This window comes from Vibrio sp. 1180_3, assembly GCF_029478545.1.
GTDB classification, from domain to species: Bacteria; Pseudomonadota; Gammaproteobacteria; order Enterobacterales; family Vibrionaceae; genus Vibrio; species Vibrio aestuarianus.
Window position 1 is genome coordinate 55,831 of record NZ_SJFM01000023.1, and the last position, 21,696, is coordinate 77,526.

Consider the following 21,696-nt stretch of genomic DNA (forward strand, 5'->3'; position numbering starts at 1 on the left):
TGATTACAACATAATAAAACTAATCTGACCATTTTATGAAAGATTCCAATGTTGAGAGGGGATTGTATAATCACTCGCTGTTTTTTCTTCACAGTAACACTGAATTGGGAAGTTATGTGGGCTTATCTAATATTGGTATTCAATGTGGCATTAGTTATTTTAAATACTGCATTTTGTTCTATTTTTATCTGTCTGTTTGCGGTTTTAAAAGCACTTTCTCCTAGCGCATTTTTGCAGCATAAAACGACTCAAGCGGCCAATAAAACTATGTGGTTATGGGCGACATTCAATGCGGGTATTATGGCATTATCTAACCGGATTGAATGGGATGTTGAAGGTGTTGATGACCTTAAAAAGCAAGGTTGGTATTTGATGATTAGTAACCATCTCAGTTGGACTGATATTGTGGTGCTGTGCTGCGTGTTTAAAGACCGAATTCCGATGCCTAAGTTTTTCCTCAAGCAGCAGTTGTTGTATGTCCCTTTCGTCGGAATGGCATGTTGGGCGCTGGATATGCCCTTTATGCGCCGCTACTCACGAGAATATTTACTGCGTCACCCGCATAAGCGAGGCCAAGATTTGGCCACGACTCGTCGCTCCTGCGCTAAGTTTCAACATCACCCAACGACCGTGGTTAATTATGTTGAAGGAACGCGTTTTACTCCGGAAAAACAACGCCAAAGTAAAGCTGGTTATCAACATTTACTGCAACCCAAGTCTGGTGGTATTGCTTACACATTAGCGGCGATGGGAGAACAGTTTGAAAAGGTCATTGATGTTACGTTGGCTTACCCACAAAATCGAGATAAACCATTTCGAGACATGTTGATGGGGCGGATGAGTAAGATTGTCGTGAGAGTGAAGGTATTGCCTGTTGATGAGCAAGTTTTAGGTGATTATTTTAATGATAAGCCATACAAAAGACAGTTCCAGATGTGGCTCGGTCAGTTGTGGCAGCAAAAAGATGAATTATTGAAAACAATATATAAATGAGAAATGGGGAGCAGTAGCTCCCCCATTTTGCTATGGATTGAGATTGGTGGCTATTTTGTTAATAGGTAATTAACCAAAGCAAAATACTCATCTGTAGATTTTAGGCCTTGTGCTTGTACTAGGTAGTGGTTGTTTACCACCACGGCTGGTACACCACTTAGGCCACTATCCTGAAATTGTTTATCAAAACGACGCACCATGGAATCGACCGCAAAACCGTTAAATGCCGCGTCGAATTTTGCTCCATCAACCCCTTCGTCGAGGAAGATTTGACGTAGTTCTGCATCATCCTTTGGCGGCTTACGCATATTGTGAATACGGTTAAACATCACCGGGATCATTTTATCTTCAACTTTTAAAGCAATCATGGTCGCATAAGCTTTGCTCATTGACTTACCCATAGAGCCACCCATGAATGATACGTGATTTTTTTGTAGCTTTGCGCCATCAGGAAGTTGCTTTTTTAACTGCGCGATAATGGGTTCAAAAGAGTTGCAGTGTGGGCAGTAGAATGAGAAGAACTCAGTCACTGTTGGGTTTTTAGATGGTTCAAGATCCAGCACTTTATAGTGCTCACCTTCGTTAAATTGGGCTGCATGAGCAGATAAGCTCAACATTAAGGTTGCCACGAGTGCAAACAGCTTCTTCATTGTGTACTCCATTTTTTCTTTAAGGCGACTTACCATTGTGGCATTAGTGAGAGCGGTTGCTCGTCTAACGCTGCTATTTGTTCTTTAAATCCTAGAACTTGGCTTTCCCAATATTTTGGATCATTAAACCAAGGGAAGGCGAGTGGAAAAGCAGGATCCTGCCATCGTTTTGCCAACCATGCCATGTAATGCACCATTCGTAGACCACGTAATGGCTCAATTAGTTTCAATTCGCTAGCATTAAAATCATGAAACTCTTGGTATGACTCCAGAATAATATCCAGTTGCATTAGCTTATCTTGGCGCTCGCCATTGAGCAACATCCACAGGTCTTGCACTGCAGGCCCGTTACGCGCGTCGTCTAAATCGACAAACATTGGTCCATCACGCCACAAAATATTTCCTGGATGGCAATCGCCATGTAAGCGGATTTGCGGTGAGTTTTTAGGCCATTGGTTTTCAATGGCTTTGATCAACAGATTCAAGTCATTGAAAAAAGCATTTTGTAAGTGCTGGGGAATAAACGATGCGTTTTCGAGCAGTTGTCTTGGTTGGTAGAGGTATTCATCTAAGCTAATAGTTGGGCGGTGGTGAAAAGTACGTTTAGCGCCAATGCTATGAATACGTCCCAGAAAACGCCCCACCGCTTCCAATTGGTCCATGTTGTCTACTTCAAACTGACGTCCGCCCATACTGTTGAATAGCGCAAAACAGTAACCTTGGTAATGATGCAAGGTTGCACCATTGAGTAGTAGTGGTTCAGCTATAGGGATTTCTGCTTGATAAAGTTCGCGTGTGAAATCATGTTCTTCTTGGATCTGTTCAGTGCTCCAACGTTCTGGGCGATAAAATTTCACGACGTAGCGTTGACGTTCTTCATCTGTAAACTGATAGACGCGGTTTTCATAACTATTAAGGGCAAGAAAACCAGATTCAGCGCGAATGCCGATACTTTCTAAGGCATACCACATTAAATCTGGAGTGAGAGCATCAAAATGAAAAGATGGTTTGGTCATGATTAAAAAAGGCTCATTGCTGAGCCTTTTTCCATTAGTTGAGAAGCTAGAGTTTTTGGATGAATCGACTCTCAACTTCTATCGTAAATTGGTTGCTATCCGAGAGTATAAACTGAATCGTTGAAACAGAAGAGCTGAGTTTGTCGGGATTAACCCCAAGGCTCATCGGTAGGCTTAATACTTCGCCCGGTTTGACCTCAATGGTTTGTTTACCATACCAAGATACGTCGCTAAGCCCGGTTACATCTAACTTATATGTCTGTGTTTGCTGTGTTTTGTTGATGATTTTGAGCGTGTAAGTATTCTCTATTTCGCCACTGCTGTTGGTTCTAAATAGTTGGCTACGGTCACGTAAAACGCTTAAACCTGCTGGGTCAACGCTGGCAACTTGTGCGACAAATAAACCAAGCATCACCAGTAACACCGCACCATAGCCCAACAGTTTCGGACGCATGATTTTGGTGTGATGGCCTGATAAACGGTGTTCAGTGGTATAGCTGATTAGGCCTTTCTCATAACCCATACGCTGCATTGTGGTGTCACAAGCATCAATGCAGGCTCCACAGTTAATGCATTCATACTGTAAACCATCACGAATATCGATTCCAGTTGGGCACACTTGAACACATAAATCACAATCAATACAGTCACCTAGGCCTAGCGATTTATGATCGGCTTTGCGAGAGCGGGGGCCGCGAGCTTCACCACGTTTGCTGTTATAGCCGACGATAAAGGTATCTTTATCAAACATCGCTGATTGGAAGCGAGCATAAGGACACATGTGAATACACACGATAGAACGCATCCAACCCGCATTTCCGTAAGTACAGATAGTAAAAAACAGTACCCAAAACACAGGCCAGAAGCTTGCATCTAAAGTAAAGAAATCCACTACTAATTCACGCACTGGCACGAAGTAGCCAACAAAAGTAAAACCAGTCGCGAGGGCAATGGCCAACCAAGCTACATGTTTGACCATTTTACGCATGGCTAAGTTAGCGGTGAGTTTCGTGGAATCTTGCTTTTTCCGTTTATTGGCAGAACCTTCCAATTTTTCTTCAAACCAGATGTACATAAAAGTCCAGACGGTTTGTGGGCACAAATAACCACACCATACTCGTCCTAGAAAGGTAGTGATGAAGAAGAGCCCAAAAGCGGCAATCATGAACAGTAAGGCGAGTAAAGTCAGATCTTGTGGATAAAGAGTGGTGCCAAAAAAGTTAAATTGTTGGTTGCCGATATCCAATAAAATCGCTTGGCGATCACCAAATGAAATCCAAGGGACGAGGGTGAATAGTAGTAGCAAAAACCAACCGCCATAGCGACGCAGTTGTTGATAAGCCCCTTTACTTTCGCGTACGTAAATTCGATTGCTAGGGTTGAATCTATCCCCATTCCCTTTATGAGTTTTGGGGTTAAATGTTTTTGGAGTCACATCCTTTATATCGATTTTATCCTGACTCATTAAATGATCCTTTTTGGGCTGCTAAGGTGTGATTTCTATTAGTTCACACTCTGCGACATTGCTTTTTTACACACTGTCGGTGATTGCTTGCGACTGTGATTAACGCTGTTACCTTGATGAGCAATAGGTTTAACAGTTGAATTGAGATAACAATTATAACGTCAATAACAACTTCATTTCTTTAACACTATCAACCTTTAACAATAAAGCGACAAACAGCTGTATTTGTCGCAATAAAAAAGCGACCAGACAAGGTCGCTTTGAGAGAGTGAATTTGGTTACTTTATGATGCCACGCGCGCGCAGTAGGGCTGTTTTGAAATCATCTTCTTGGTCTTTTTTTAGCCCTGGGATCATCTCATCTTTAGCACTGTTGCGCATTTTTAGATGGTAGATCAACACATCATCCGTTAATTCTTCAAGCGGACCTTGGTAGCCCGCTTCTTGAGCGAGTTTTACGACAAATTGCAGTAAGTTCAGCTGTTGATCTTTTTGCCATTCTGGCTCAAGCAATTCAAGTAGCTCTTCAATTCTGTGGCATTGCATTTCTTTTCCCCATTTTTTATAAGTATTTTGAGCTAAAGGTATCAAATTGCCGATTGAAGTCCAGTTGAGAGAAAAGAAAAAAGCGCAGTTTTAGCTGCGCTTTTTAATTATGCAGCCTGAACAACATTAGTTGGACTTGATGCAGTGAGAGCATTTTTTTCAACTAAAGTCATTGCAGGAGCGACTTTTTTTGCAACCGGAGCAGCGGCAAAGCCACTACGACGACGCATTGCACTACGGTTTGTGTGCGAACACCTGACAGCTGTTGGGCGCATTTATTAACCTAACGGTCAGGCACATCCATTGCCAATTTAATGGCCTGAATAACCATGAGTTGAGCTTCAAAAAGATGAAGGGTGGCTCTTCTGGCTCTCGCCAATCCAAATAATTACTCAGGAATAACGATATGCATTGATATCGAAATAAGATTAGCACCAAGTTTTAAATTGATCGATAGTTGAGCAGTTGTTCTTGTCAATATTAATGAAAATAAAGGCTAAAATTGTGTGAAGTGCACGATTGAGTTTGTAATCTGATCCGCATTACACTGGATTGAAGATAATTGGAGGTGCCTATGTCGTTTATAAAGAAAACCCTAGCGAGTTTTGGAATTGGTTCGGCACGGGTGGATTCAGTGCTTCACCAAGAGGCGTTGTACCCTGGCCAAAACGTGAATGTCACTATTCATGTCTATGGAGGGGCAAGTGCCCAAGAGATTGACAATATTGAGCTGAAGCTTTGTTGTCAGTACGTGGCAGAAGTGCCACTTAACAACAGTCAACGAGAAAATGGCCATACTCGACGAGTCAATCAAACCTATATTTTGACGCGCTGGACGCTACCTTACGCTTTTACTATTCAGCCTGGTGAGATGCGGGATTTTGATATTGATCTGAACGTGCCTTGGAACACTCCTGTGACGATTGGTGATGCGAAAGTTTGGTTAGAAACGGGACTTGATATCGCAATGGCTGTTGATCCTACCGATAAAGACATTCTGACCGTACGCCCAGATCCATTAATGGACGGTATTTTTAATGCGTTAGAGGAGCACGGACTCAGAATTCGTAAAGTCGAATGTGAAGCAGTGAAAGGGATGGCATTACCTTTTGTGCAAGAGTTTGAATTTGTGCCGACGACTGGTCCTTTCCATGGGCGATGGCGTGAACTGGAAGTCGTCGCGTTTCGTGATGAGGATGGCTTAACTTTATGGTTTGAGATTGACAGACATCGCACTGGTGCAAGCGGCATGCTCGCTAGCCTACTGGGAATGGGTGAATTAAAACGGCAACTGACGATTGCAGCTGAAATTTCTCCTTCCAGGGCTGGTCAGCAAGTGTTGGATTATCTCGATAGCTCATCACAATAAAATTAAATTTGGGCTTACAACTGTAAGCTGAAGTGTGCGATACTGGAGCAAATATTCGATTGCTCCAGTGTAGGTCTTTTATGTCGGTACCCCACAGCAGTAGCTATAGTGTTCGTGAAGAAGCGGCGAATGCGCTGAGTCATGGTTTGGGATTGGTGCTCAGTGTTATCGGTCTGGTTTTGCTGCTGATCAAATCAATAAACCATCAAGCTGACGCACTGACGTTGATCAGTATGAGTGTGTATGGTGGCAGTATGATTGCACTTTTTTTTGCCTCAACTCTTTACCACTCTTTTTCTTCTCCAAAAACAAAACGTTGGCTTAAAACACTCGATCACTGTGCTATTTATTTACTAATAGCAGGAAGTTATACGCCCTTTTTATTGGTCAGCTTAAGAACGCCCTTGGCAATCGGTTTAATGGTGGTGATTTGGTTGTTGGCTGTGATTGGCATCATCATGAAAATCGCTTTTGTTTATCGCTTTAAAAAACTCTCTTTAGTGACTTACTTGGCGATGGGATGGCTGTCATTAATTGTGATTTATCAACTGGCACTGCATATTGATACCGGTGGGCTTGTGCTACTTGCTGTGGGTGGTTTGGTTTATTCGTTAGGGGTGGTTTTCTATGTGGCGAAGCGCATTCCATACAATCATGCCATTTGGCATTTGTTTGTTTTGGCAGGAAGCGCTTGCCACTATTTTGCGATTTACTGGTACGTTAACCCTGTCTAGCGGGTTTCGATTTTCTCAACTTTCGCATCAATGTGGTAGCTGTCTTGCTTACTGATTTTAAGCTTAATCGGCCTACCTTGCGTTTGAGTCTGTGGACGTAGGTAGCTTTCTGCCATCCGTTTGATTGACTGCCAAACTGTGGCTTTCCCAGTAGCTAGCTCTTGGCCTTGCTCATTAAAAATCGTTACTGCTAGTGTCACTTCAATAACTGACTGAGAGCTTTGATTAGTGAGGGCGGTTGGAATAATAAGCTCACCATTTTGATAACTTGCCGCGCCAAGCACAACGTCGATTCCTGAGTCTGATAATTGCATAATCGATTTCTCTGAAGCGACGTTAAACACTGTCCCCTGCGTTTTTTGCGTAATCGGTGTTGCTATGGCTGCGGCTGTTGATAGGGTGTTTTCTTTGGCAATGTATTGCCAAGTAAAGTCATCATTTAACTGAACTTGACGTCCATCATCTAAAGTGACTGATTGCGCTGCGAAAGCGCCGTTGGTCGCAACGCTAAGTAATGCTGCTATTACGTGTTTTATGGTCATGTTAACGTCGCCAAAATGCAGGAAAAAATAATACTAGAATAGTCAAAATTTCTAAGCGCCCCATCAGCATGCCGAAACTTAATACCCATTTAGCGGCATCTGGCAGTGGTGCAAAATTACCTGTCGGACCTATCACTGAACCCATTCCAGGCCCAACGTTGGCAACCGCGGTGATAGAGCCTGAAATGCTGGTGATAGGATCAAGCCCCATGGCACTTAAACAGCCAGCAATAGCAATGATGGTGATGAAAAATGTGATACCAAATGCAACCACAGAACGTACGATGTCATCATTGACTGGGCGTTGATTGTATCGCTGAACAAATACCCCTGATGGATGAATGAGTTTCATCATTTGCTTGTTGAGTAAGGTCATTGCGATTTGAAAGCGGAACACCTTGATGCCTCCGGATGTCGAGCCTGAACAGGCTCCTGCCATCATTAGGAAAGCAAATAGTGTGCTGGGTAATGCTCCCCAGGCGGTAAAGTCCTCTAAGCCAAACCCTGTGGTTGTGACGACAGAGATAATGTTAAACATTGACACGCGTAGAGCATCAAGCCAGTTATAACCATCTCGTACGATTAACCACACGGTGATGATTAGGCTTGAGACCAAAAAGAGATAAGTAAAACCGCGTACTTGCGCGTCTTTGTAGAGTGCTTGAGGTTTTCGCTTGCGTAAGGCGGTGACAAACAATAAAAACGGCAAGCCACCCAGAAACATAAACAAGGTCGCAACCCAGTGTGCCCCGTTAGAAAAATGGTTCATTGACCCATCCGAGGTCGAGTATCCGCCGGTTGAAAGGGTGGTAAACGAGTGGTTGATCGCTTCAAAAAAGGTCATGCCAGTTAGCATGTAGCCAATGAGGCAGAGCAAGGTGAGAACCAAGTAAACGACAACGATGTTTTTGGCAACGGTTTTAGCTCTTGGGCTGCTTTTATCTGACCAATCAGATGATTCAGTCTGGAACAGTTTCATGCCACCCACGTTAAGCATTGGTAGTACCGCTACCGCCATCACGATAAAGCCAACCCCACCCAACCATTGCAAGATGGATCGCCACAGCAAAATGCTTGGAGCCATATTATCAAGGCCACTTAAAACGGTTGAACCGGTTGTTGTAATGCCAGACATGGTTTCAAAGTAAGCATCGGTGAAACTAATGTGGTTGATAAACACAAAGGGTAGTGCCGCAAACGCACTGGCGATAGTCCACACTAAGCTAGTGATGAGAAACATGTCACGTACACTGAGCTTGAAGTGACTGGTGCGTCCAAGGCTTAGACAGATAAAGGCAGCGACATGAGTGATGATCACCGCTTGGGCAAAATCTAAAAAACCGCTAGTACCTGTAAAAAAAGCAACTAACGTTGGCACGTACATAAAGAGGGCTAGCTTAGAAAGGACTAACCCAATAACAAATAAAATGGGGCGTAAATTCAACATAACGCCAATAACCTATAGGAAGAATGGACTAGGTTGGAATAGGGTTTCGACATCAGGCACGTATTTCTTGTCGACCAGGAACATAACGACGTGGTCATCTTGTTCGATAACGGTACGATCGTGAGCAATCAACACCTCTTCACCACGCACTATGGCGCCGATGGTTGTGCCTGGTGGTAGTTTGATATCACCGACCGCGCGACCAACCACTTTCGAAGTACTTTCATCGCCATGAGCGATCGCTTCTATCGCTTCAGCGGCACCACGGCGCAGTGATGATACGTTGACAATATCGGCTCGACGTACGTGGGTCAGTAACGCTGAAATAGTGGCTTGTTGCGGTGAAATGGCAACATCAATGACCCCACCTTGCACAAGGTCAACATAAGCACCGCGCTGGATTAGCACCATCACTTTTTTGGCGCCCATGCGTTTTGCGAGCATGGCTGACATAATATTGGTCTCATCTTCATTCGTTAGAGCGATAAAGACATCAACTTGGTCGATATTTTCTTCCGTTAGCAGTTCTTGGTCTGCTGCGTCACCACAAAACACAATGGTGTTCTCTAGCTCTTCGGATAGCTGTTCAGCGCGTGGGTAATGACGCTCAATCAGTTTAACGCTGTAAGAGTGTTCAAGGCGTTTCGCTAGGCTTGCACCAATGTTACCACCACCGACTATCATGATGCGGCGATACGTTTTCTCAAGCCTTTGTAGTTCACTCATGATTGAACGAATATGGTTACTCGCAGCGACAAAAAAGACCTCATCATCCGCTTCAATAATGGTAGTGCCTTGTGGTCGAATCGGACGGCCTTGCCGAAAAATAGCAGCAACGCGAGTATCAATATGGGGCATATGCTCACGTAATGCCGATAACGCATTCCCGACTAAAGGCCCGCCATAGTAGGCTTTGACTGCCACTAGGCTGACTTTTTCTTCGGCAAAGCTGACAACTTGCAGTGCGCCTGGATATTGAATCAAACGTTCGATGTAGCTGGTAACCAGTTCTTCTGGGGCAATTAAGTGATCGACAGGAATCGCACCCGATTGGAAAAGCGTTTCCTTTTCAGCCAAATATTCAGGAGAGCGAATCCGTGCAATTCGGTTGGGTGTGTTAAATAAAGAGAATGCCACTTGGCACGCGGCCATGTTAGTTTCATCGGTGTTGGTCACTGCAACCAGCATGTCAGCATCTTGAGCACCTGCTTCACGCAGGATGTCAGGGTGACTGGCATGACCGTTGACGACCCGTAAGTCATACTTGTCTTGCAGCTCACGTAAGCGATCACTGTTTTTATCGACAACGGTGATGTCATTGTTCTCGCCGACCAAGTTTTCAGCCAGTGTGCCACCGACCTGACCTGCACCAAGAATAATGATTTTCATATTGTTTTCTCTTCTTTAACTACCGAATTTCGGTAACCGAAAAGGCAGCACAAGGCTGCCAATGTTCGCTGATTTTAGGCTTGTTTGGTTAATACTGCGTAGTAGAAACCATCCATATCTTCTTCACCAGGAAGAATTTGACGTCCCGGCTGTTCTTTATCCGATCCAACAAGCTGTGCGTTTGCGGTACGCGCTAAGAATGCTTTTACTTGTAGGCTATTTTCTTGCGGAGTAATCGAGCAAGTCGCGTAAACCATAGTGCCACCGACTTTTAATTGCTTCCACATTGCATCCATAATTTCGCTTTGTAATTCAGCTAATGCCTCAATATCGCTGCCACGACGCAACCATTTGATGTCAGGGTGACGACGAATTACCCCCGTTGCTGAACATGGCGCATCTAACAAAATTCGGTCAAATTGCTCGCCATGCCACCATTCTTCAGGGTAGCGTGCATCACCACAAATAACATCGGCACGTAGTTGTAAGCGTTCAAGGTTGTCATACACGCGCTCAAGGCGGGTAGCATCGCTATCAATTGCAACCACTTCAGTATCGACGGTGTGCTCTAAAATATGCGCCGTTTTACCACCTGGAGCTGCGCAGCAATCTAAGATCAATTCGCCCTCTTTTGGTGTTAAGTAATCGACAGCCAATTGTGCGGCAACATCTTGCACCGACACCCAGCCACGATCAAAGCCAGGCAATAATGTCACATCGCAAGGCGCGAGCAATTTTATGGCGTCAGAAGCGTGAGAATGTACATCGCATTCAATGTTTTCATTTTTCAGTAGCGCTAGATATTCATCTCTGGTGTGATGTTGGCGATTAACACGCAGCCACATTGGTGCTTTGCTGTTATTGGCTTCAACGATCTGTTGCCATTGGTCGGGATAGGCTTGCTGTAACAGTTTCAGTAACCAACTTGGATGAGCATATTTACCTGCATTATGGCTGACAGCATGCGCATCTAAGGCTTCTTGATCGCGTAAATAGCTACGCAATACGGCATTGATTAAGCCTGCAAGGCTTGGTCCTCGTAGCGTTTTTGTGCCTTCTACCGTATCAGCAACGGCAGCGTGTGCTGGAATACGCATAAAACTGAGTTGATAAATGCCAACCAAAATAAGGTGATGAAAAACGCGTTTTTTGCCCTTTAATGAATTATCCATCAATTCGTTAGCAATCGATTCTAAACGAGGTAAATAACGTAAAGCACCGTAGCAAATCTCTTGCAGTAGGGCATGGTCTCTTGGCTTAATGGTTTTTTGAGCCGCAGGAAGGGCGTGAGAAAGAGAGTGGCCTTTATCGACAACTTGGAACAAAACATTGGCAGCAGCAGCGCGAACATTCATGAGTAATACCGAATTTTAAAATGAAATTAATGAGGGTATCTCTACCCTCGCGAAGGTTTAGCTAAGCTGTGTACCCACTTCAAACCAGCTTGCTCTAGCATTAAGGATATCTTGTACTGGCAGCGCTTTTTTGCCTGGCACTTGCAGTTGTTCAAGTACCAATAACCCATTGCCTGTAGCAACATAAATACCAGACTTATCAGCCTTAACAATAGTGCCAACTGGTTGGTTGCTTGTTTGTGCTTCAACGCGGCTTTGCCATACTTTGATAGTGTTTTCTGCAACGTCAAAATGGCTCATTGGCCATGGGTTAAAGGCACGCACGCAGCGCTCAATGAAAGTGGCATCCATCGACCAATCGATTTTTGCTTCTTCTTTGCTGAGTTTTTTAGCGTAGTTGGCCAAAGCGTCATCTTGCTTAGTGGCAATGGCTTTATCACTGGCAATATCTGCGATGCAATCGACCAAAGCTTGTGGGCCTAATTCTGCCAGTTTGCCATACATAGAGGCACTGGTGTCAGTCGCTTCGATGGGCAAGGTGGCTATTTTCAGCATATCACCTGTATCGAGGCCAATATCCATCTGCATAATGGTGATGCCAGTTTCACTGTCGCCAGCCCAAATAGAACGTTGAATTGGAGCCGCTCCACGCCAACGTGGCAAAATGGAACCGTGTACATTAATGCAGCCCAATCTTGGTGTATCTAATACCGCTTGAGGAAGCAGTAAACCGTAAGCTACGACGACCATTAAATCGGCGTTAAGCTCAGCCAACTGTTGTTTGGCTTGATCCGATTTAAAGTTTTCTGGCTGATAAACCTCAATGTTGTGCTCAACAGCGATCTGTTTTACTGGGCTCGCTGTCAACTTTTTGCCTCGACCTGCTGGGCGGTCTGGCTGAGTATAAACGGCAATAACCTCATGCTCCGAAGACAACAACGCCGCCAAATGACGGGCGGCGAAGTCCGGAGTACCTGCAAACACAATACGTAATGATTGGCTCAAGGTAACCTCACTTAAATTAGTTTTTTTCGTTGTAGCGTTTGATTTTCTCTAGCTTATCTTTGATGCGCTTACGTTTTAAAGGCGAGAGGTAATCTACAAATAGTTTGCCTTGTAAGTGATCAAGCTCGTGCTGAACACAAATTGCTAACAGGTCATCCGCTTCAAATGAGAACTCTTTTCCGTCACGGTCTAATGCTTTTACCGTCACTTCAGCAGCGCGAGGAACCAGTGCTCTTGCACCCGGAACCGATAGACAGCCTTCTTCAATGCCATCTTCACCGCTCTTATTAATGATCTCAGGGTTGATCAGCACCATTGGCTGATCGCGACTATCTGAAATGTCGATGACCACGATACGTTGATGAATATCGACTTGCGTTGCGGCAAGGCCGATACCTTCCTCGTCATACATGGTCTCAATCATGTCATCAACGATTTTTTGAATCTCAGGTGTCACCTTGTCTACCGGTTTTGCCACGGTGCGAAGGCGATCATCTGGAAATGTTAATACTTGTAATACAGACATATACACTCGAAAAATTGAACTGTGCCGAAACAGCTTAAAGCTTGTTGGCTCAATTCTAGACATTTTATGACCCAAATGACAGCATCCAAATGTTAATAATCGGATTCATTCTTATTTATTTCGACCAAGGAACTGAGGTCATGTCATCATTTATTCGCCATTTTGCCCTAATTTGTTGGTCATTGTTTTGGGCTGGATATACCTTGGCGGTTGATGAAATAGCGATCAAAATAAAGCCAGATGCACCCAAAACGTATGTTGTCGAGGACGGCGATACATTATGGGGAATCTCGACACTTTACCTCGACACGCCATGGCAGTGGCCACAATTGTGGCAGATGAATCCCAGCATTGAGAACCCACATTTAATTTATCCGGGAGATAAGTTGGTATTGATCTGGCAGCGGAGCCAGCCACAACTGAGTGTAAAACCGCGGGTAAAGCTGAGTCCCCAAGTTCGGGTGCTTGCGAAAAGAGCCTTACCAATTGTTGAAGAGAGTCTACTGCTGCGATACCTGCATACTGACCGTCTAGTCGAGAAACAAATAGTGCAACGTAGTCAGCGCGTGTTAGGAGCAAGTAGTGGCCATCGCTATCTTACTGCGCAAGAGCCGCTTTACATCTCTGGTAAACAGAACCACAGCCGCTGGGGTATTTATCGTCAAGTTGGCCAGTTTGTGCGTGACGATGAAACTATCCCCAGTAACGAGATGATCGCTCTGCGTTTGATTGCGACCGCTGAGCTTTCGGCGACCCAGCATGCGTATTCAGAGTTAACGATTACCGCTTTGCAACAAGAGATTAGGCTTAGTGATATTGCCTTGCCAGAAACAGAGGGCACGGCGTTAACATTCGCCACGACTTTTTATCCATCCCCGTCACCGAGAAACAGTGTCGCGCATATTTTAGGTCCCCTCACTGGGGGGGATTATGCGGGACAGAACCAAGTAGTGGTAATTGATAGAGGAGCGCAAGATCAACTCCGTCAAGGCAGTATGTTTGATTTGAGGCAAGAAGGAGCAGTGGTGCCCGTTCTCAAAGAGAAAAATAATGATGTCAAGACGTCAGCAGAGGATGAAATTCAACTGCCAAGTAATAGCGTAGGTAGCTTAATGGTACTTCATTGCTATGAGTATTTTAGCTTAGCCTTGATAACCAATAGCCGAATACCGATTAGTCGGGATATTTTAGCGGTATCGCCACTGGTATCAGAAGCCTCTAGCGAGTCTGAGTCAAAACCTCAATCTGAAAGCGCCAGTTAATGCAAACCACAGATTTAGCCGCATGGCTGATGTTAAGTGCTATTCCCAAGCTGGGAGGAAAAAAACTTTCGCGTTTAGCCACATTAGATTCTTTAACTAATGTGGTTCAGTATTCAACCAGTCAACTGCTAGCGGTTGGTTTAACGTCTGAACAGATCGACTACCTGCGTCATCATGCGCCACAAGAAGCGGATAAGTGTTTGAAATGGCTACAAGCCAGTACGTTTCATCATATAGTGACATCGCAATGTGCACATTACCCGCCGTTATTGAAAGAAATAGCTTCAGCACCACCGTTACTGTTTATTAAAGGAAGAGTTGAAGCGTTATCGGATCCACAAATTGCAATGGTAGGGAGCCGCAATGCCAGCCCTGATGGGCAACGTATTGCGCACCAATTTGCTCGTGATTTCGTGCAACATGGCTTGATAGTCACCAGTGGGTTGGCATTAGGTATTGATGGTCATGCCCATGATGGAGCTTTGCAAGGCAGTGGTGAAACCATTGCCGTACTTGGCTCTGGACTTGAGTGTATTTACCCCGCTCGCCATAAAAAATTAGCAGAGCGTGTGGCGGCAAGCGGCGCGCTTGTGTCTGAATTTCGCCCGTATGCCAAACCGCGTCCTGATAATTTCCCAAGGCGTAATCGTATCATTAGCGGTTTATCGACTGGAGTCGTGGTGGTAGAGGCAGCGGAAAAAAGCGGTTCACTGATCACTGCGCGTTATGCGGCAGAACAAGGCCGAGATGTGTTTGTGATCCCCGGCTCTATTGCCAATCTAAGTAGCCGTGGCAGTAATCAATTGATCCGAACTGGGGCTTGTTTAGTACAAAATGCACAACAGGTGCTGGATGAAATTGGCACTTTAGTTGATTGGTCATTACGCCAACAGATCGCACAACCGGATTTATTTGCCGCAGAATGTGATCAGCAATTGCCATTTGCCGAACTGTTAGCTAACGTAGGAGTAGAGGCTACGCCAGTTGATATTCTTGCCAGTAGGACCCATATACCTGTGCATGAAGTCATGATGCAGCTCTTAGAGCTTGAGCTTTCAGGGCATGTTGTTGCAGTTTCCGGTGGCTATATTCGTAAGGGGAGGGGCTAGCTATGATGATGGATATACTGATGTATCTGTTTGAAACCTACATCCATAGCGATGCAGAGTTACAAGTAGACCAAGATGAGCTTGAAGATGAATTGCTTCGAGCAGGTTTTCACCAAAAAGATATCTACAAAGCCCTTAACTGGTTAGAAGAGCTGGCAGCATTACAGCAAACTGATGCTCATTCTGCGATTGCGACCAGTGCAACCACTTCCATGCGGATCTATACCCTGCAAGAGATGGAAAGATTGGATCTCGAAAGCCGAGGCTTTCTCTTGTTCCTTGAACAGGTCGAAGTTCTAACGCCCGAGATTCGCGAGATGGTGATTGATCGAATCATGGGGTTAGAAACCAATGAATTTGAATTGGATGACTTAAAGTGGATCATTTTAATGGTGTTGTTTAACGTACCAGGCAATGAAAATGCTTATACGCTTATGGAAGAGTTGTTGTACACCAAAGAGCAAGGCATTTTGCATTGATCTCACCGTCCATCTAGTTGAGCGTTATGAGCCGTAAAATTGATCAACAACTTTTTTCCGCGCATGAACATGCGCTACAGCACGAACCTTGTCCTCAATGTGGCGGAGAGTTACAGATCCGCCATGGCAAACATGGCCCGTTTTTAGGCTGCACACAGTATCCTGCGTGTGGCTATATTCGTTCATTGCACCAAAATGACGGGCATATCATCAAAGAGTTAGGGGTTCCTTGTCCTGAGTGCGGGCATGAGCTTGTACTGCGCCAAGGTCGTTATGGGATGTTTATTGGCTGTAGTGATTACCCTAACTGTCATCATATTCAGAGTTTAGATACTCCAGAAGAAGACATATCACACCAAAAACTGCTTTGCCCCGAATGCTTGAAAGGGCACTTGGTTGAGCGAAAAACTCGTCATGGTAAAACTTTTAACGCCTGCGATAACTACCCTAAATGTAAGTTTGCCGTTAATCAGCCACCAGTAGCCGGTAAATGTGAAAAGTGTGGATTTGGATTATTGGTAGAGAAAAAGCTGGCTAGTGGTGTTAAACACCAATGTGCCGATCGAAAATGTGCACATACTCAAGTTGAAAACGAATAAAAAATAGCACGGTTAACGTGCCATTTTAGATCTTAGCGAGAGAATACAACCATCAGCGCATTCTCTAAGGTATTGCTCTATTTTAACTGCTTTGCAAAGTGATGCACGGCAGGAAATGCATTTGCATCCAGTACGTCTGCTAAATGGCAAAGCGTGCGTTGCAGCTCTGCACTGTAGTCAGCGCTGACATTGATGTGTCCCATTTTACGTCCAATACGTTTCTCTTTACCATACCAATGTACGTGACAACCTTCGGTTGCGAGCACTTCTTCCGGTAAGGTATCTTCGCCTAGAATATTAATCATCGATGTCGGGCGAACCAGTTTTGTACTCCCTAAAGGAAGGCCACACACCGCGCGTAAGTGGTTCTCAAATTGACAAGTTTCAGCGCCTTGCTGTGTCCAGTGACCTGAGTTGTGTACGCGTGGGGCAATCTCATTAACCAGTAACGCTCCTTGCACATCAAAAAACTCTAACGCTAAAATCCCAACATAATCTAATCGTTTTGCTACCGCGCTGAACATCTCTTGGGCTTGCTGCTGTAGTTCAAGGTCATCAATGGCTGTCGATAAGCTTAATACACCATCGGTATGGACGTTTTCAGCTAGCGGATAAACGGCAATGCTGCCATCTTTTGCGCGTGCGCCAACCAGTGATACTTCTCGGCCAAAAGGAACAAACTCTTCGGCGACGATAGCTTGAGTTGGTGTTGCGTCGATACAAGCTTGCATTTCAGGCCAAATTTCATCGGCTTGTTGTGCACCTTTCAAACGCCATTGACCTTTACCATCGTAGCCACCCAAGGCACTTTTCAACACCATAGGCAGGCCGATGTGAGCAATAGCTGCATCGAAATCTTCACGTGAATTAATCACAAAATATTTGGCACTTTTGACGTGAGCTTTATCTAGTAGCGCTTTTTCAAGGCGACGATCGCCACCGGCTTTGATAGCTTCCACGCTAGGTAAAAACTTCCCGCTTTGCTCGCAAATAGCGAGAATGTCATGTGGGATGTGTTCAAACTCCGCTGTTATTACATCGGCTTGCTGGATGGCATTTTCTAGCCCGTGACCAATAACATGCAAAGTCAGCGGGTGGACGATATTGCCACTCCCGACATCAAAAGCGGATATTTGAATGTTCAGTGGTGCACCAGCTAAGGCCATCATGCGAGCTAGTTGACCTGCCCCCAATACTAAAACGTGCATAGTATTAGTCCTCAGCTGGGTTAGGGTTAGCTAAGACCGTTTCTGTTTGTTCGTTGCGAAAGGCTTCCACTTTGGTCATTACCGTTTCATCACTGGTTCCAATGATCTGTGCTGCTAATAGCCCAGCATTGGCTGCGCCCGCTTCACCAATCGCTAGCGTACCTACAGCAATGCCTTTTGGCATTTGCACGATAGAAAGTAACGAGTCCATCCCTTTTAAGGCTTTTGACTGCACCGGAACGCCTAAAACAGGTAGGCTTGTAAAAGCCGCTGTCATTCCTGGAAGGTGCGCCGCACCGCCAGCTCCAGCGATAATCACTTTAATACCGCGATCTTTTGCACCGCTAGCGTAATCGGCCAGAAGTTGAGGAGTGCGGTGTGCTGAAACCACTTTGGTTTCGTAAGCGATGCCAAATTGGTCCAACATCTCGGCTGCTAGCTTCATGGTTGGCCAATCGGATTTAGAACCCATGATAATTCCGACTTTCATCTCAAACTCCTTCAAACATCTTAAAATTGGGTGATCAGGTGATTTGCGCGCATTATACGAGTATTTTTTCTTTAGGAAAACGTTTGCGTCGGCCTAATTTATCGATTGATACATTTTATCAACAAATAGCTTTAGCCTGTTTCCATCAGAGTTTGTACACTTAGCCTCAAGATCAGATCTAACTTATGGATGTTTTTGTGAATAATTTTGAGCATACCTTGCAAGCATTGCGTGATGGTGAAGTTATCGCCTACCCAACCGAGGGCGTGTTTGGGGTGGGGTGTGACCCAGATAACCCTGATGCCATTCAAAAATTGTTAACGTTGAAGCAGCGCCCAGTGAATAAAGGCTTAATTTTAATTGCCGCATCTTATGAGCAATTGCTGCCTTATATTGATGAAAGCCAGTTGACCAAAGAGCAGCTTGAACGTGTCCATGCTACTTGGCCTGGGCCTGTGACTTGGATTATGCCAACCAGCGATAAAGTGTCGGAATGGGTGAGTGGCCAATTTGATTCAATTGCCGTACGTGTGACGGATCATCCTTTGGTTCAAAAGCTGTGTAATGCTTATGGAAAACCGTTAACCTCTACCAGCGCGAATTTGACGGGTCTTCCCCCTTGCATGACCACGCAAGAAGTCGAATTGCAATTAGGTGAACGACTAGTTGCGATTTTAGACGGTGAGACTGGCGGTCGAAATAAACCAAGTGAGATTCGTGACGCAAAAACATCACAAGTATTAAGACAGGGCTAACCCTGCCAAGGAAGTAAGCGATGCCAACCATTGATAAACAAGCAGTGAAGCAATTTTTGCTTGAGCTGCAAGATTCCATTTGTCTGCAATTAGAGCAAGCCGATGGGCAAGCCCTGTTTGAGGAAGATGCGTGGCATCGCGAACCGGGAGAGCGACTAGGTGGCGGTGGTCGAACTCGTGTGATGCGAAATGGTCATGTCTTTGAACAAGGTGGCGTTAATTTTTCCCATGTTGCAGGTAAAGAAATGCCAGCATCGGCTACGGCTCATCGTCCTGAATTAGCGGGTCGAAAATTTGAAGCAATGGGTGTTTCATTAGTGATGCACCCTAATAACCCTTATATACCGACTTCACACGCAAACGTGCGATTTTTTATAGCAGAAAAAGAAGGTGAAGCGCCTATCTGGTGGTTTGGCGGTGGGTTTGACCTTACGCCATTCTATCCCTTCGAAGAAGATGCCCAGTCATGGCATGACACTGCGAAACAGTTGTGTACTCCATTTGGTGAGAGCGTTTATGCCGAGCATAAGGCATGGTGTGATAAGTATTTCTTTCTTCCGCACCGCAATGAAACACGCGGTATTGGTGGTTTGTTTTTCGATGATTTAAACGCTTGGGGTTTTGAGCGATGCTTTGCTTATATGCAGGCGGTAGGTCAAGGATATACCGATGCTTATTTACCGATCATTGAACGCCGTAAAGAGATTGAATATGGCGAAAGAGAGCGTCAATTTCAACTTTACCGCCGTGGACGTTATGTTGAATTCAACTTAGTGTATGACCGCGGAACATTGTTTGGTTTACAAAGTGGTGGCCGGACCGAATCAATTTTAATGTCGATGCCTCCTTTGGCTCGTTGGGAATATAGCTATCAGCCTGATGAAAATAGCGCAGAAGCAAAATTAAAACAGTTTTTAGTCCCAAGAGAGTGGTGACAAAAAGCGTATTCCAATGGTAGGGTCACAACAGTGATCCTTTTTGATTTTAGGTAGGCAGGGATATGGCTCATCACATTGATCAATATGCAGTATTTGGTAACCCAATTGGACATAGTAAATCTCCTTTTATCCATACGCTTTTCGCTCGTCAAACCAATCAAGAAATGAAATATCAGGCATTGCTTGCTCCTGTTGATGGTTTTAGGAATGCGGCTGATACTTTTTTTACTAATGGTGGCCGAGGCTGCAATGTGACTGCGCCATTCAAAGAAGATGCTTATCAGTTTGCGGATCGCTTGACTGAACGTGCGAAACTAGCTGGTGCCGTGAATACGTTAAAGAAACTGGATGATGGTGAGATCATTGGCGATACCACAGATGGTGCAGGGTTAGTTCAGGATTTGTTGCAACACCAAGTGCAAATAAAAGAAGCAACCATTTTATTAATGGGCGCTGGTGGAGCTGCTCGAGGTGTGATTAAAGATCTCTTAGACCAACAACCAAAGAAACTGGTCATCACTAATCGAACTTTTATTAAGGCGCAGCAACTTGCAGATGTTTTCCAAGATTTTGGTGATATCGATGCTATCCCAATGGATCAGATTGATCAGTCATTTGATGTTGTGATTAACTCGACATCAGCGAGTTTAAATGGTGAGTGTCCTGATATTTCCGTCAAAATATTTGGTGATAATACAGTTGCTTATGACATGATGTATGGTAAGGGGCTAACGAGTTTTAATCAGTGGGCGCATAACAACGGTTGTGCTCATGTCTATGACGGCTTGGGTATGTTGGTTGGACAGGCGGCGGAAAGCTTTATGTTATGGCGTGGCTTAAGACCTGGCTCTAGACAGATCCTGAGAGAACTTAGAAAAAACTTAGAAGGACAATAATGAACCAAGCCATTTTATTTCCAGATATGCAACATTGGCATCAAGCAAGTCAAAGTGTCGTGTTTCCTGCACAACATGTGGGAGCGCTGATCGAGTGTGTTGTTTCTATTTCTGTTTTGAGCAAAATTTCTGGTGAAGCAATAGAGAATAGCCAACAAGCTCTTCAAGTCTTCGCACAATGGCGTTTTGATCTGGAAGAGCTAGCGGAAACATTAATAGAAGATGAAGAGTTTAATGTGCAAGGCCAGATTGAAATTAGCGAGTAGGCTATTCCACTGTTTTGACGCTTGATAGATAGTCATTCTTGTTTTGCACATAGTTTGCGGAAGATTTAAGTAAAAAAGCGCGTTCTTTATCAGTTAATGGGCGCGCTTGTTTCACTGGAGACCCAACATAGAGGTAGCCACTTCCAAGTACCTTATTAGGTGGTACTAAACTGCCAGCCCCAACCATAACGTCTGATTCCACGATCACACCATCTAACACTATCGCCCCCATACCAATTAAAACGCGATCATGAATTGTACAACCGTGAAGCATCACCTTATGTCCGATAGTGACATCCTCACCAATCAGTAATGGATAACCGTTCGGGTTCTCTTCGTTTTTATGCGTAACATGTAAAACGCTACCATCTTGAATATTAGAGCGCTTACCAATGTAGATATGGTTAACATCACCTCTGGCAGCCACTAATGGCCATATACTGACATCTTCCTCTAGTACAATATCGCCCACGAGTACTGAACTGCTATCTATATAGACATTGCGTTCAATTTTTGGAGAGATACCTTTATAACTGCGAATCGATGACATAGTCGTTTCCTTTTATAGTGATGAGATGGGCAAATGAAACAGAAATAGTGGTAAAAACAACCTATTTGAATAAAAAACACTCCAACAAACAAAAAATCAAAAAAAAAC

The 21,696-nt window shown here is 44.5% G+C and carries 25 protein-coding genes; 11 read left to right on the top strand and 14 right to left on the bottom strand.

The annotated features are described in order from the left end of the window. The first annotated feature begins 114 nt into the window (after positions 1-114). Positions 115-993 (top strand): acyltransferase, encoded by an 879-nt coding sequence (locus EYW48_RS14305; protein WP_053312184.1) that lies wholly within the window; start codon positions 115-117, stop codon positions 991-993. 50 nt (positions 994-1,043) lie between these two features. On the opposite strand, the gene EYW48_RS14310 is transcribed toward EYW48_RS14305, so the two are convergent. The 5 genes from EYW48_RS14310 to EYW48_RS14330 form a co-directional block, all read right to left on the bottom strand. Then, positions 1,044-1,643 (bottom strand): thiol:disulfide interchange protein DsbA/DsbL, encoded by a 600-nt coding sequence (locus EYW48_RS14310; RefSeq protein ID WP_176313155.1) that lies wholly within the window; start codon positions 1,641-1,643, stop codon positions 1,044-1,046. A gap of 29 nt (positions 1,644-1,672) precedes the next feature. Continuing rightward, entirely contained in the window at positions 1,673-2,659 is a 987-nt protein-coding gene (locus tag EYW48_RS14315) for a serine/threonine protein kinase (RefSeq protein WP_171979833.1), read from the bottom strand. A gap of 46 nt (positions 2,660-2,705) precedes the next feature. After that, complete coding sequence (ccoG, locus tag EYW48_RS14320; protein ID WP_053312187.1) at positions 2,706-4,124, bottom strand: cytochrome c oxidase accessory protein CcoG; 1,419 nt, start codon at positions 4,122-4,124, stop codon at positions 2,706-2,708. A gap of 278 nt (positions 4,125-4,402) precedes the next feature. After that, on the bottom strand, positions 4,403-4,669 hold the full coding sequence (locus EYW48_RS14325; protein ID WP_053312188.1) for a YihD family protein: 267 nt from the start codon (positions 4,667-4,669) through the stop codon (positions 4,403-4,405). Between the two features lie 107 nt (positions 4,670-4,776). Then, positions 4,777-4,944 (bottom strand): hypothetical protein, encoded by a 168-nt coding sequence (locus tag EYW48_RS14330; RefSeq protein ID WP_141652930.1) that lies wholly within the window; start codon positions 4,942-4,944, stop codon positions 4,777-4,779. A 299-nt stretch (positions 4,945-5,243) separates the two neighbouring features. On the opposite strand from EYW48_RS14330, the gene EYW48_RS14335 reads away from it, so the two are divergent. Together EYW48_RS14335 and EYW48_RS14340 are read left to right on the top strand one after the other, a co-directional pair. Beyond that, entirely contained in the window at positions 5,244-6,038 is a 795-nt protein-coding gene (locus EYW48_RS14335) for a sporulation protein (protein ID WP_277432583.1), read from the top strand. A gap of 80 nt (positions 6,039-6,118) precedes the next feature. After that, positions 6,119-6,772, top strand: coding sequence for a hemolysin III family protein (locus EYW48_RS14340; RefSeq protein WP_053312190.1), 654 nt, complete (start codon positions 6,119-6,121; stop codon positions 6,770-6,772). Here the strand turns inward: EYW48_RS14340 and EYW48_RS14345 are convergent. The 6 genes from EYW48_RS14345 to def all read right to left on the bottom strand — a co-directional run bounded on the left by EYW48_RS14345 (position 6,769) and on the right by def (position 13,036). After that, the gene (locus tag EYW48_RS14345; RefSeq protein ID WP_176313158.1) at positions 6,769-7,314 is read right to left on the bottom strand and encodes a DUF3157 family protein; all 546 of its coding nucleotides are present in this window, start codon (positions 7,312-7,314) and stop codon (positions 6,769-6,771) included. The genes EYW48_RS14340 and EYW48_RS14345 overlap by 4 nt on opposite strands. A gap of 1 nt (position 7,315) precedes the next feature. Continuing rightward, positions 7,316-8,761, bottom strand: coding sequence for a TrkH family potassium uptake protein (locus tag EYW48_RS14350; RefSeq protein ID WP_053312192.1), 1,446 nt, complete (start codon positions 8,759-8,761; stop codon positions 7,316-7,318). A 12-nt stretch (positions 8,762-8,773) separates the two neighbouring features. Further along, a complete protein-coding gene (gene trkA, locus EYW48_RS14355) occupies positions 8,774-10,150 on the bottom strand; it encodes a Trk system potassium transporter TrkA (RefSeq protein WP_053312193.1) in 1,377 nt (458 codons plus the stop codon). Between the two features lie 74 nt (positions 10,151-10,224). Beyond that, complete coding sequence (rsmB, locus tag EYW48_RS14360) at positions 10,225-11,505, bottom strand: 16S rRNA (cytosine(967)-C(5))-methyltransferase RsmB (protein ID WP_171979837.1); 1,281 nt, start codon at positions 11,503-11,505, stop codon at positions 10,225-10,227. A gap of 57 nt (positions 11,506-11,562) precedes the next feature. Then, on the bottom strand, positions 11,563-12,510 hold the full coding sequence (gene fmt, locus EYW48_RS14365; protein ID WP_261915948.1) for a methionyl-tRNA formyltransferase: 948 nt from the start codon (positions 12,508-12,510) through the stop codon (positions 11,563-11,565). 16 nt (positions 12,511-12,526) lie between these two features. Then, on the bottom strand, positions 12,527-13,036 hold the full coding sequence (def, locus tag EYW48_RS14370; protein WP_210731353.1) for a peptide deformylase: 510 nt from the start codon (positions 13,034-13,036) through the stop codon (positions 12,527-12,529). A gap of 140 nt (positions 13,037-13,176) precedes the next feature. On the opposite strand from def, the gene EYW48_RS14375 reads away from it, so the two are divergent. From EYW48_RS14375 to EYW48_RS14390, 4 genes are read left to right on the top strand one after another with little or no spacing between them, the layout of a single operon-like run. After that, a complete protein-coding gene (locus EYW48_RS14375) occupies positions 13,177-14,298 on the top strand; it encodes a LysM peptidoglycan-binding domain-containing protein (protein WP_277432584.1) in 1,122 nt (373 codons plus the stop codon). Beyond that, positions 14,298-15,407 carry a DNA-processing protein DprA gene (dprA, locus tag EYW48_RS14380; protein ID WP_277432585.1) on the top strand — a complete coding sequence of 370 codons (1,110 nt, stop codon included), beginning with the start codon at positions 14,298-14,300 and terminating at the stop codon, positions 15,405-15,407. Before EYW48_RS14375 ends, dprA begins: the two co-directional genes overlap by 1 nt. Positions 15,408-15,409: 2 nt before the next feature. After that, positions 15,410-15,886 (top strand): DUF494 family protein, encoded by a 477-nt coding sequence (locus EYW48_RS14385; RefSeq protein WP_176313161.1) that lies wholly within the window; start codon positions 15,410-15,412, stop codon positions 15,884-15,886. Between the two features lie 26 nt (positions 15,887-15,912). Beyond that, positions 15,913-16,485, top strand: coding sequence for a type I DNA topoisomerase (locus EYW48_RS14390; RefSeq protein ID WP_171979841.1), 573 nt, complete (start codon positions 15,913-15,915; stop codon positions 16,483-16,485). Between the two features lie 77 nt (positions 16,486-16,562). Here the strand turns inward: EYW48_RS14390 and EYW48_RS14395 are convergent, their stop codons facing one another. Both EYW48_RS14395 and purE read right to left on the bottom strand, forming a co-directional pair. Continuing rightward, positions 16,563-17,693: a 5-(carboxyamino)imidazole ribonucleotide synthase gene (locus tag EYW48_RS14395; protein ID WP_277432586.1), complete on the bottom strand. Its 1,131-nt coding sequence runs from the start codon at positions 17,691-17,693 to the stop codon at positions 16,563-16,565. A 4-nt stretch (positions 17,694-17,697) separates the two neighbouring features. Continuing rightward, on the bottom strand, positions 17,698-18,183 hold the full coding sequence (purE, locus tag EYW48_RS14400) for a 5-(carboxyamino)imidazole ribonucleotide mutase (protein ID WP_168523798.1): 486 nt from the start codon (positions 18,181-18,183) through the stop codon (positions 17,698-17,700). Positions 18,184-18,380: 197 nt separating this feature from the next. Here purE and EYW48_RS14405 point away from each other — a divergent pair, with 197 nt between their 5' ends. The 4 genes from EYW48_RS14405 to EYW48_RS14420 all read left to right on the top strand — a co-directional run bounded on the left by EYW48_RS14405 (position 18,381) and on the right by EYW48_RS14420 (position 21,038). Then, on the top strand, positions 18,381-18,938 hold the full coding sequence (locus EYW48_RS14405) for an L-threonylcarbamoyladenylate synthase (RefSeq protein WP_168523796.1): 558 nt from the start codon (positions 18,381-18,383) through the stop codon (positions 18,936-18,938). Between the two features lie 20 nt (positions 18,939-18,958). Next, positions 18,959-19,873: an oxygen-dependent coproporphyrinogen oxidase gene (gene hemF / locus EYW48_RS14410; RefSeq protein WP_171979843.1), complete on the top strand. Its 915-nt coding sequence runs from the start codon at positions 18,959-18,961 to the stop codon at positions 19,871-19,873. A 65-nt stretch (positions 19,874-19,938) separates the two neighbouring features. Further along, positions 19,939-20,772 carry a shikimate dehydrogenase gene (gene aroE / locus EYW48_RS14415; RefSeq protein WP_053312204.1) on the top strand — a complete coding sequence of 278 codons (834 nt, stop codon included), beginning with the start codon at positions 19,939-19,941 and terminating at the stop codon, positions 20,770-20,772. Continuing rightward, complete coding sequence (locus tag EYW48_RS14420) at positions 20,772-21,038, top strand: DUF1488 domain-containing protein (protein ID WP_172532920.1); 267 nt, start codon at positions 20,772-20,774, stop codon at positions 21,036-21,038. The genes aroE and EYW48_RS14420 overlap by 1 nt, the downstream gene beginning before the upstream one ends. A gap of 1 nt (position 21,039) precedes the next feature. Here the strand turns inward: EYW48_RS14420 and EYW48_RS14425 are convergent, their stop codons facing one another. Next, positions 21,040-21,588: a gamma carbonic anhydrase family protein gene (locus EYW48_RS14425; RefSeq protein ID WP_277432587.1), complete on the bottom strand. Its 549-nt coding sequence runs from the start codon at positions 21,586-21,588 to the stop codon at positions 21,040-21,042. Positions 21,589-21,696: the final 108 nt, after the last annotated feature.

What these genes read in the sequence shown, in the direction of transcription:
- EYW48_RS14385 (WP_176313161.1), top strand. Translation starts at nt 15,410, where the DNA reads ATGATGATGGATATACTGATGTATCTGTTTGAAACCTACATCCATAGC.
- EYW48_RS14345 (WP_176313158.1), bottom strand. Translation starts at nt 7,314, where the DNA reads ATGACCATAAAACACGTAATAGCAGCATTACTTAGCGTTGCGACCAAC.
- EYW48_RS14390 (WP_171979841.1), top strand. Translation starts at nt 15,913, where the DNA reads ATGAGCCGTAAAATTGATCAACAACTTTTTTCCGCGCATGAACATGCG.
- hemF (WP_171979843.1), top strand. Translation starts at nt 18,959, where the DNA reads ATGCCAACCATTGATAAACAAGCAGTGAAGCAATTTTTGCTTGAGCTG.
- ccoG (WP_053312187.1), bottom strand. Translation starts at nt 4,124, where the DNA reads ATGAGTCAGGATAAAATCGATATAAAGGATGTGACTCCAAAAACATTT.
- EYW48_RS14310 (WP_176313155.1), bottom strand. Translation starts at nt 1,643, where the DNA reads ATGAAGAAGCTGTTTGCACTCGTGGCAACCTTAATGTTGAGCTTATCT.
- EYW48_RS14330 (WP_141652930.1), bottom strand. Translation starts at nt 4,944, where the DNA reads ATGCGCCCAACAGCTGTCAGGTGTTCGCACACAAACCGTAGTGCAATG.
- EYW48_RS14305 (WP_053312184.1), top strand. Translation starts at nt 115, where the DNA reads ATGTGGGCTTATCTAATATTGGTATTCAATGTGGCATTAGTTATTTTA.
- EYW48_RS14420 (WP_172532920.1), top strand. Translation starts at nt 20,772, where the DNA reads ATGAACCAAGCCATTTTATTTCCAGATATGCAACATTGGCATCAAGCA.
- def (WP_210731353.1), bottom strand. Translation starts at nt 13,036, where the DNA reads ATGTCTGTATTACAAGTATTAACATTTCCAGATGATCGCCTTCGCACC.
- rsmB (WP_171979837.1), bottom strand. Translation starts at nt 11,505, where the DNA reads ATGAATGTTCGCGCTGCTGCTGCCAATGTTTTGTTCCAAGTTGTCGAT.
- EYW48_RS14335 (WP_277432583.1), top strand. Translation starts at nt 5,244, where the DNA reads ATGTCGTTTATAAAGAAAACCCTAGCGAGTTTTGGAATTGGTTCGGCA.
- trkA (WP_053312193.1), bottom strand. Translation starts at nt 10,150, where the DNA reads ATGAAAATCATTATTCTTGGTGCAGGTCAGGTCGGTGGCACACTGGCT.
- aroE (WP_053312204.1), top strand. Translation starts at nt 19,939, where the DNA reads ATGGCTCATCACATTGATCAATATGCAGTATTTGGTAACCCAATTGGA.
- EYW48_RS14340 (WP_053312190.1), top strand. Translation starts at nt 6,119, where the DNA reads ATGTCGGTACCCCACAGCAGTAGCTATAGTGTTCGTGAAGAAGCGGCG.
- EYW48_RS14350 (WP_053312192.1), bottom strand. Translation starts at nt 8,761, where the DNA reads ATGTTGAATTTACGCCCCATTTTATTTGTTATTGGGTTAGTCCTTTCT.
- EYW48_RS14375 (WP_277432584.1), top strand. Translation starts at nt 13,177, where the DNA reads ATGTCATCATTTATTCGCCATTTTGCCCTAATTTGTTGGTCATTGTTT.
- EYW48_RS14325 (WP_053312188.1), bottom strand. Translation starts at nt 4,669, where the DNA reads ATGCAATGCCACAGAATTGAAGAGCTACTTGAATTGCTTGAGCCAGAA.
- EYW48_RS14395 (WP_277432586.1), bottom strand. Translation starts at nt 17,693, where the DNA reads ATGCACGTTTTAGTATTGGGGGCAGGTCAACTAGCTCGCATGATGGCC.
- EYW48_RS14425 (WP_277432587.1), bottom strand. Translation starts at nt 21,588, where the DNA reads ATGTCATCGATTCGCAGTTATAAAGGTATCTCTCCAAAAATTGAACGC.
- purE (WP_168523798.1), bottom strand. Translation starts at nt 18,183, where the DNA reads ATGAAAGTCGGAATTATCATGGGTTCTAAATCCGATTGGCCAACCATG.
- dprA (WP_277432585.1), top strand. Translation starts at nt 14,298, where the DNA reads ATGCAAACCACAGATTTAGCCGCATGGCTGATGTTAAGTGCTATTCCC.
- EYW48_RS14315 (WP_171979833.1), bottom strand. Translation starts at nt 2,659, where the DNA reads ATGACCAAACCATCTTTTCATTTTGATGCTCTCACTCCAGATTTAATG.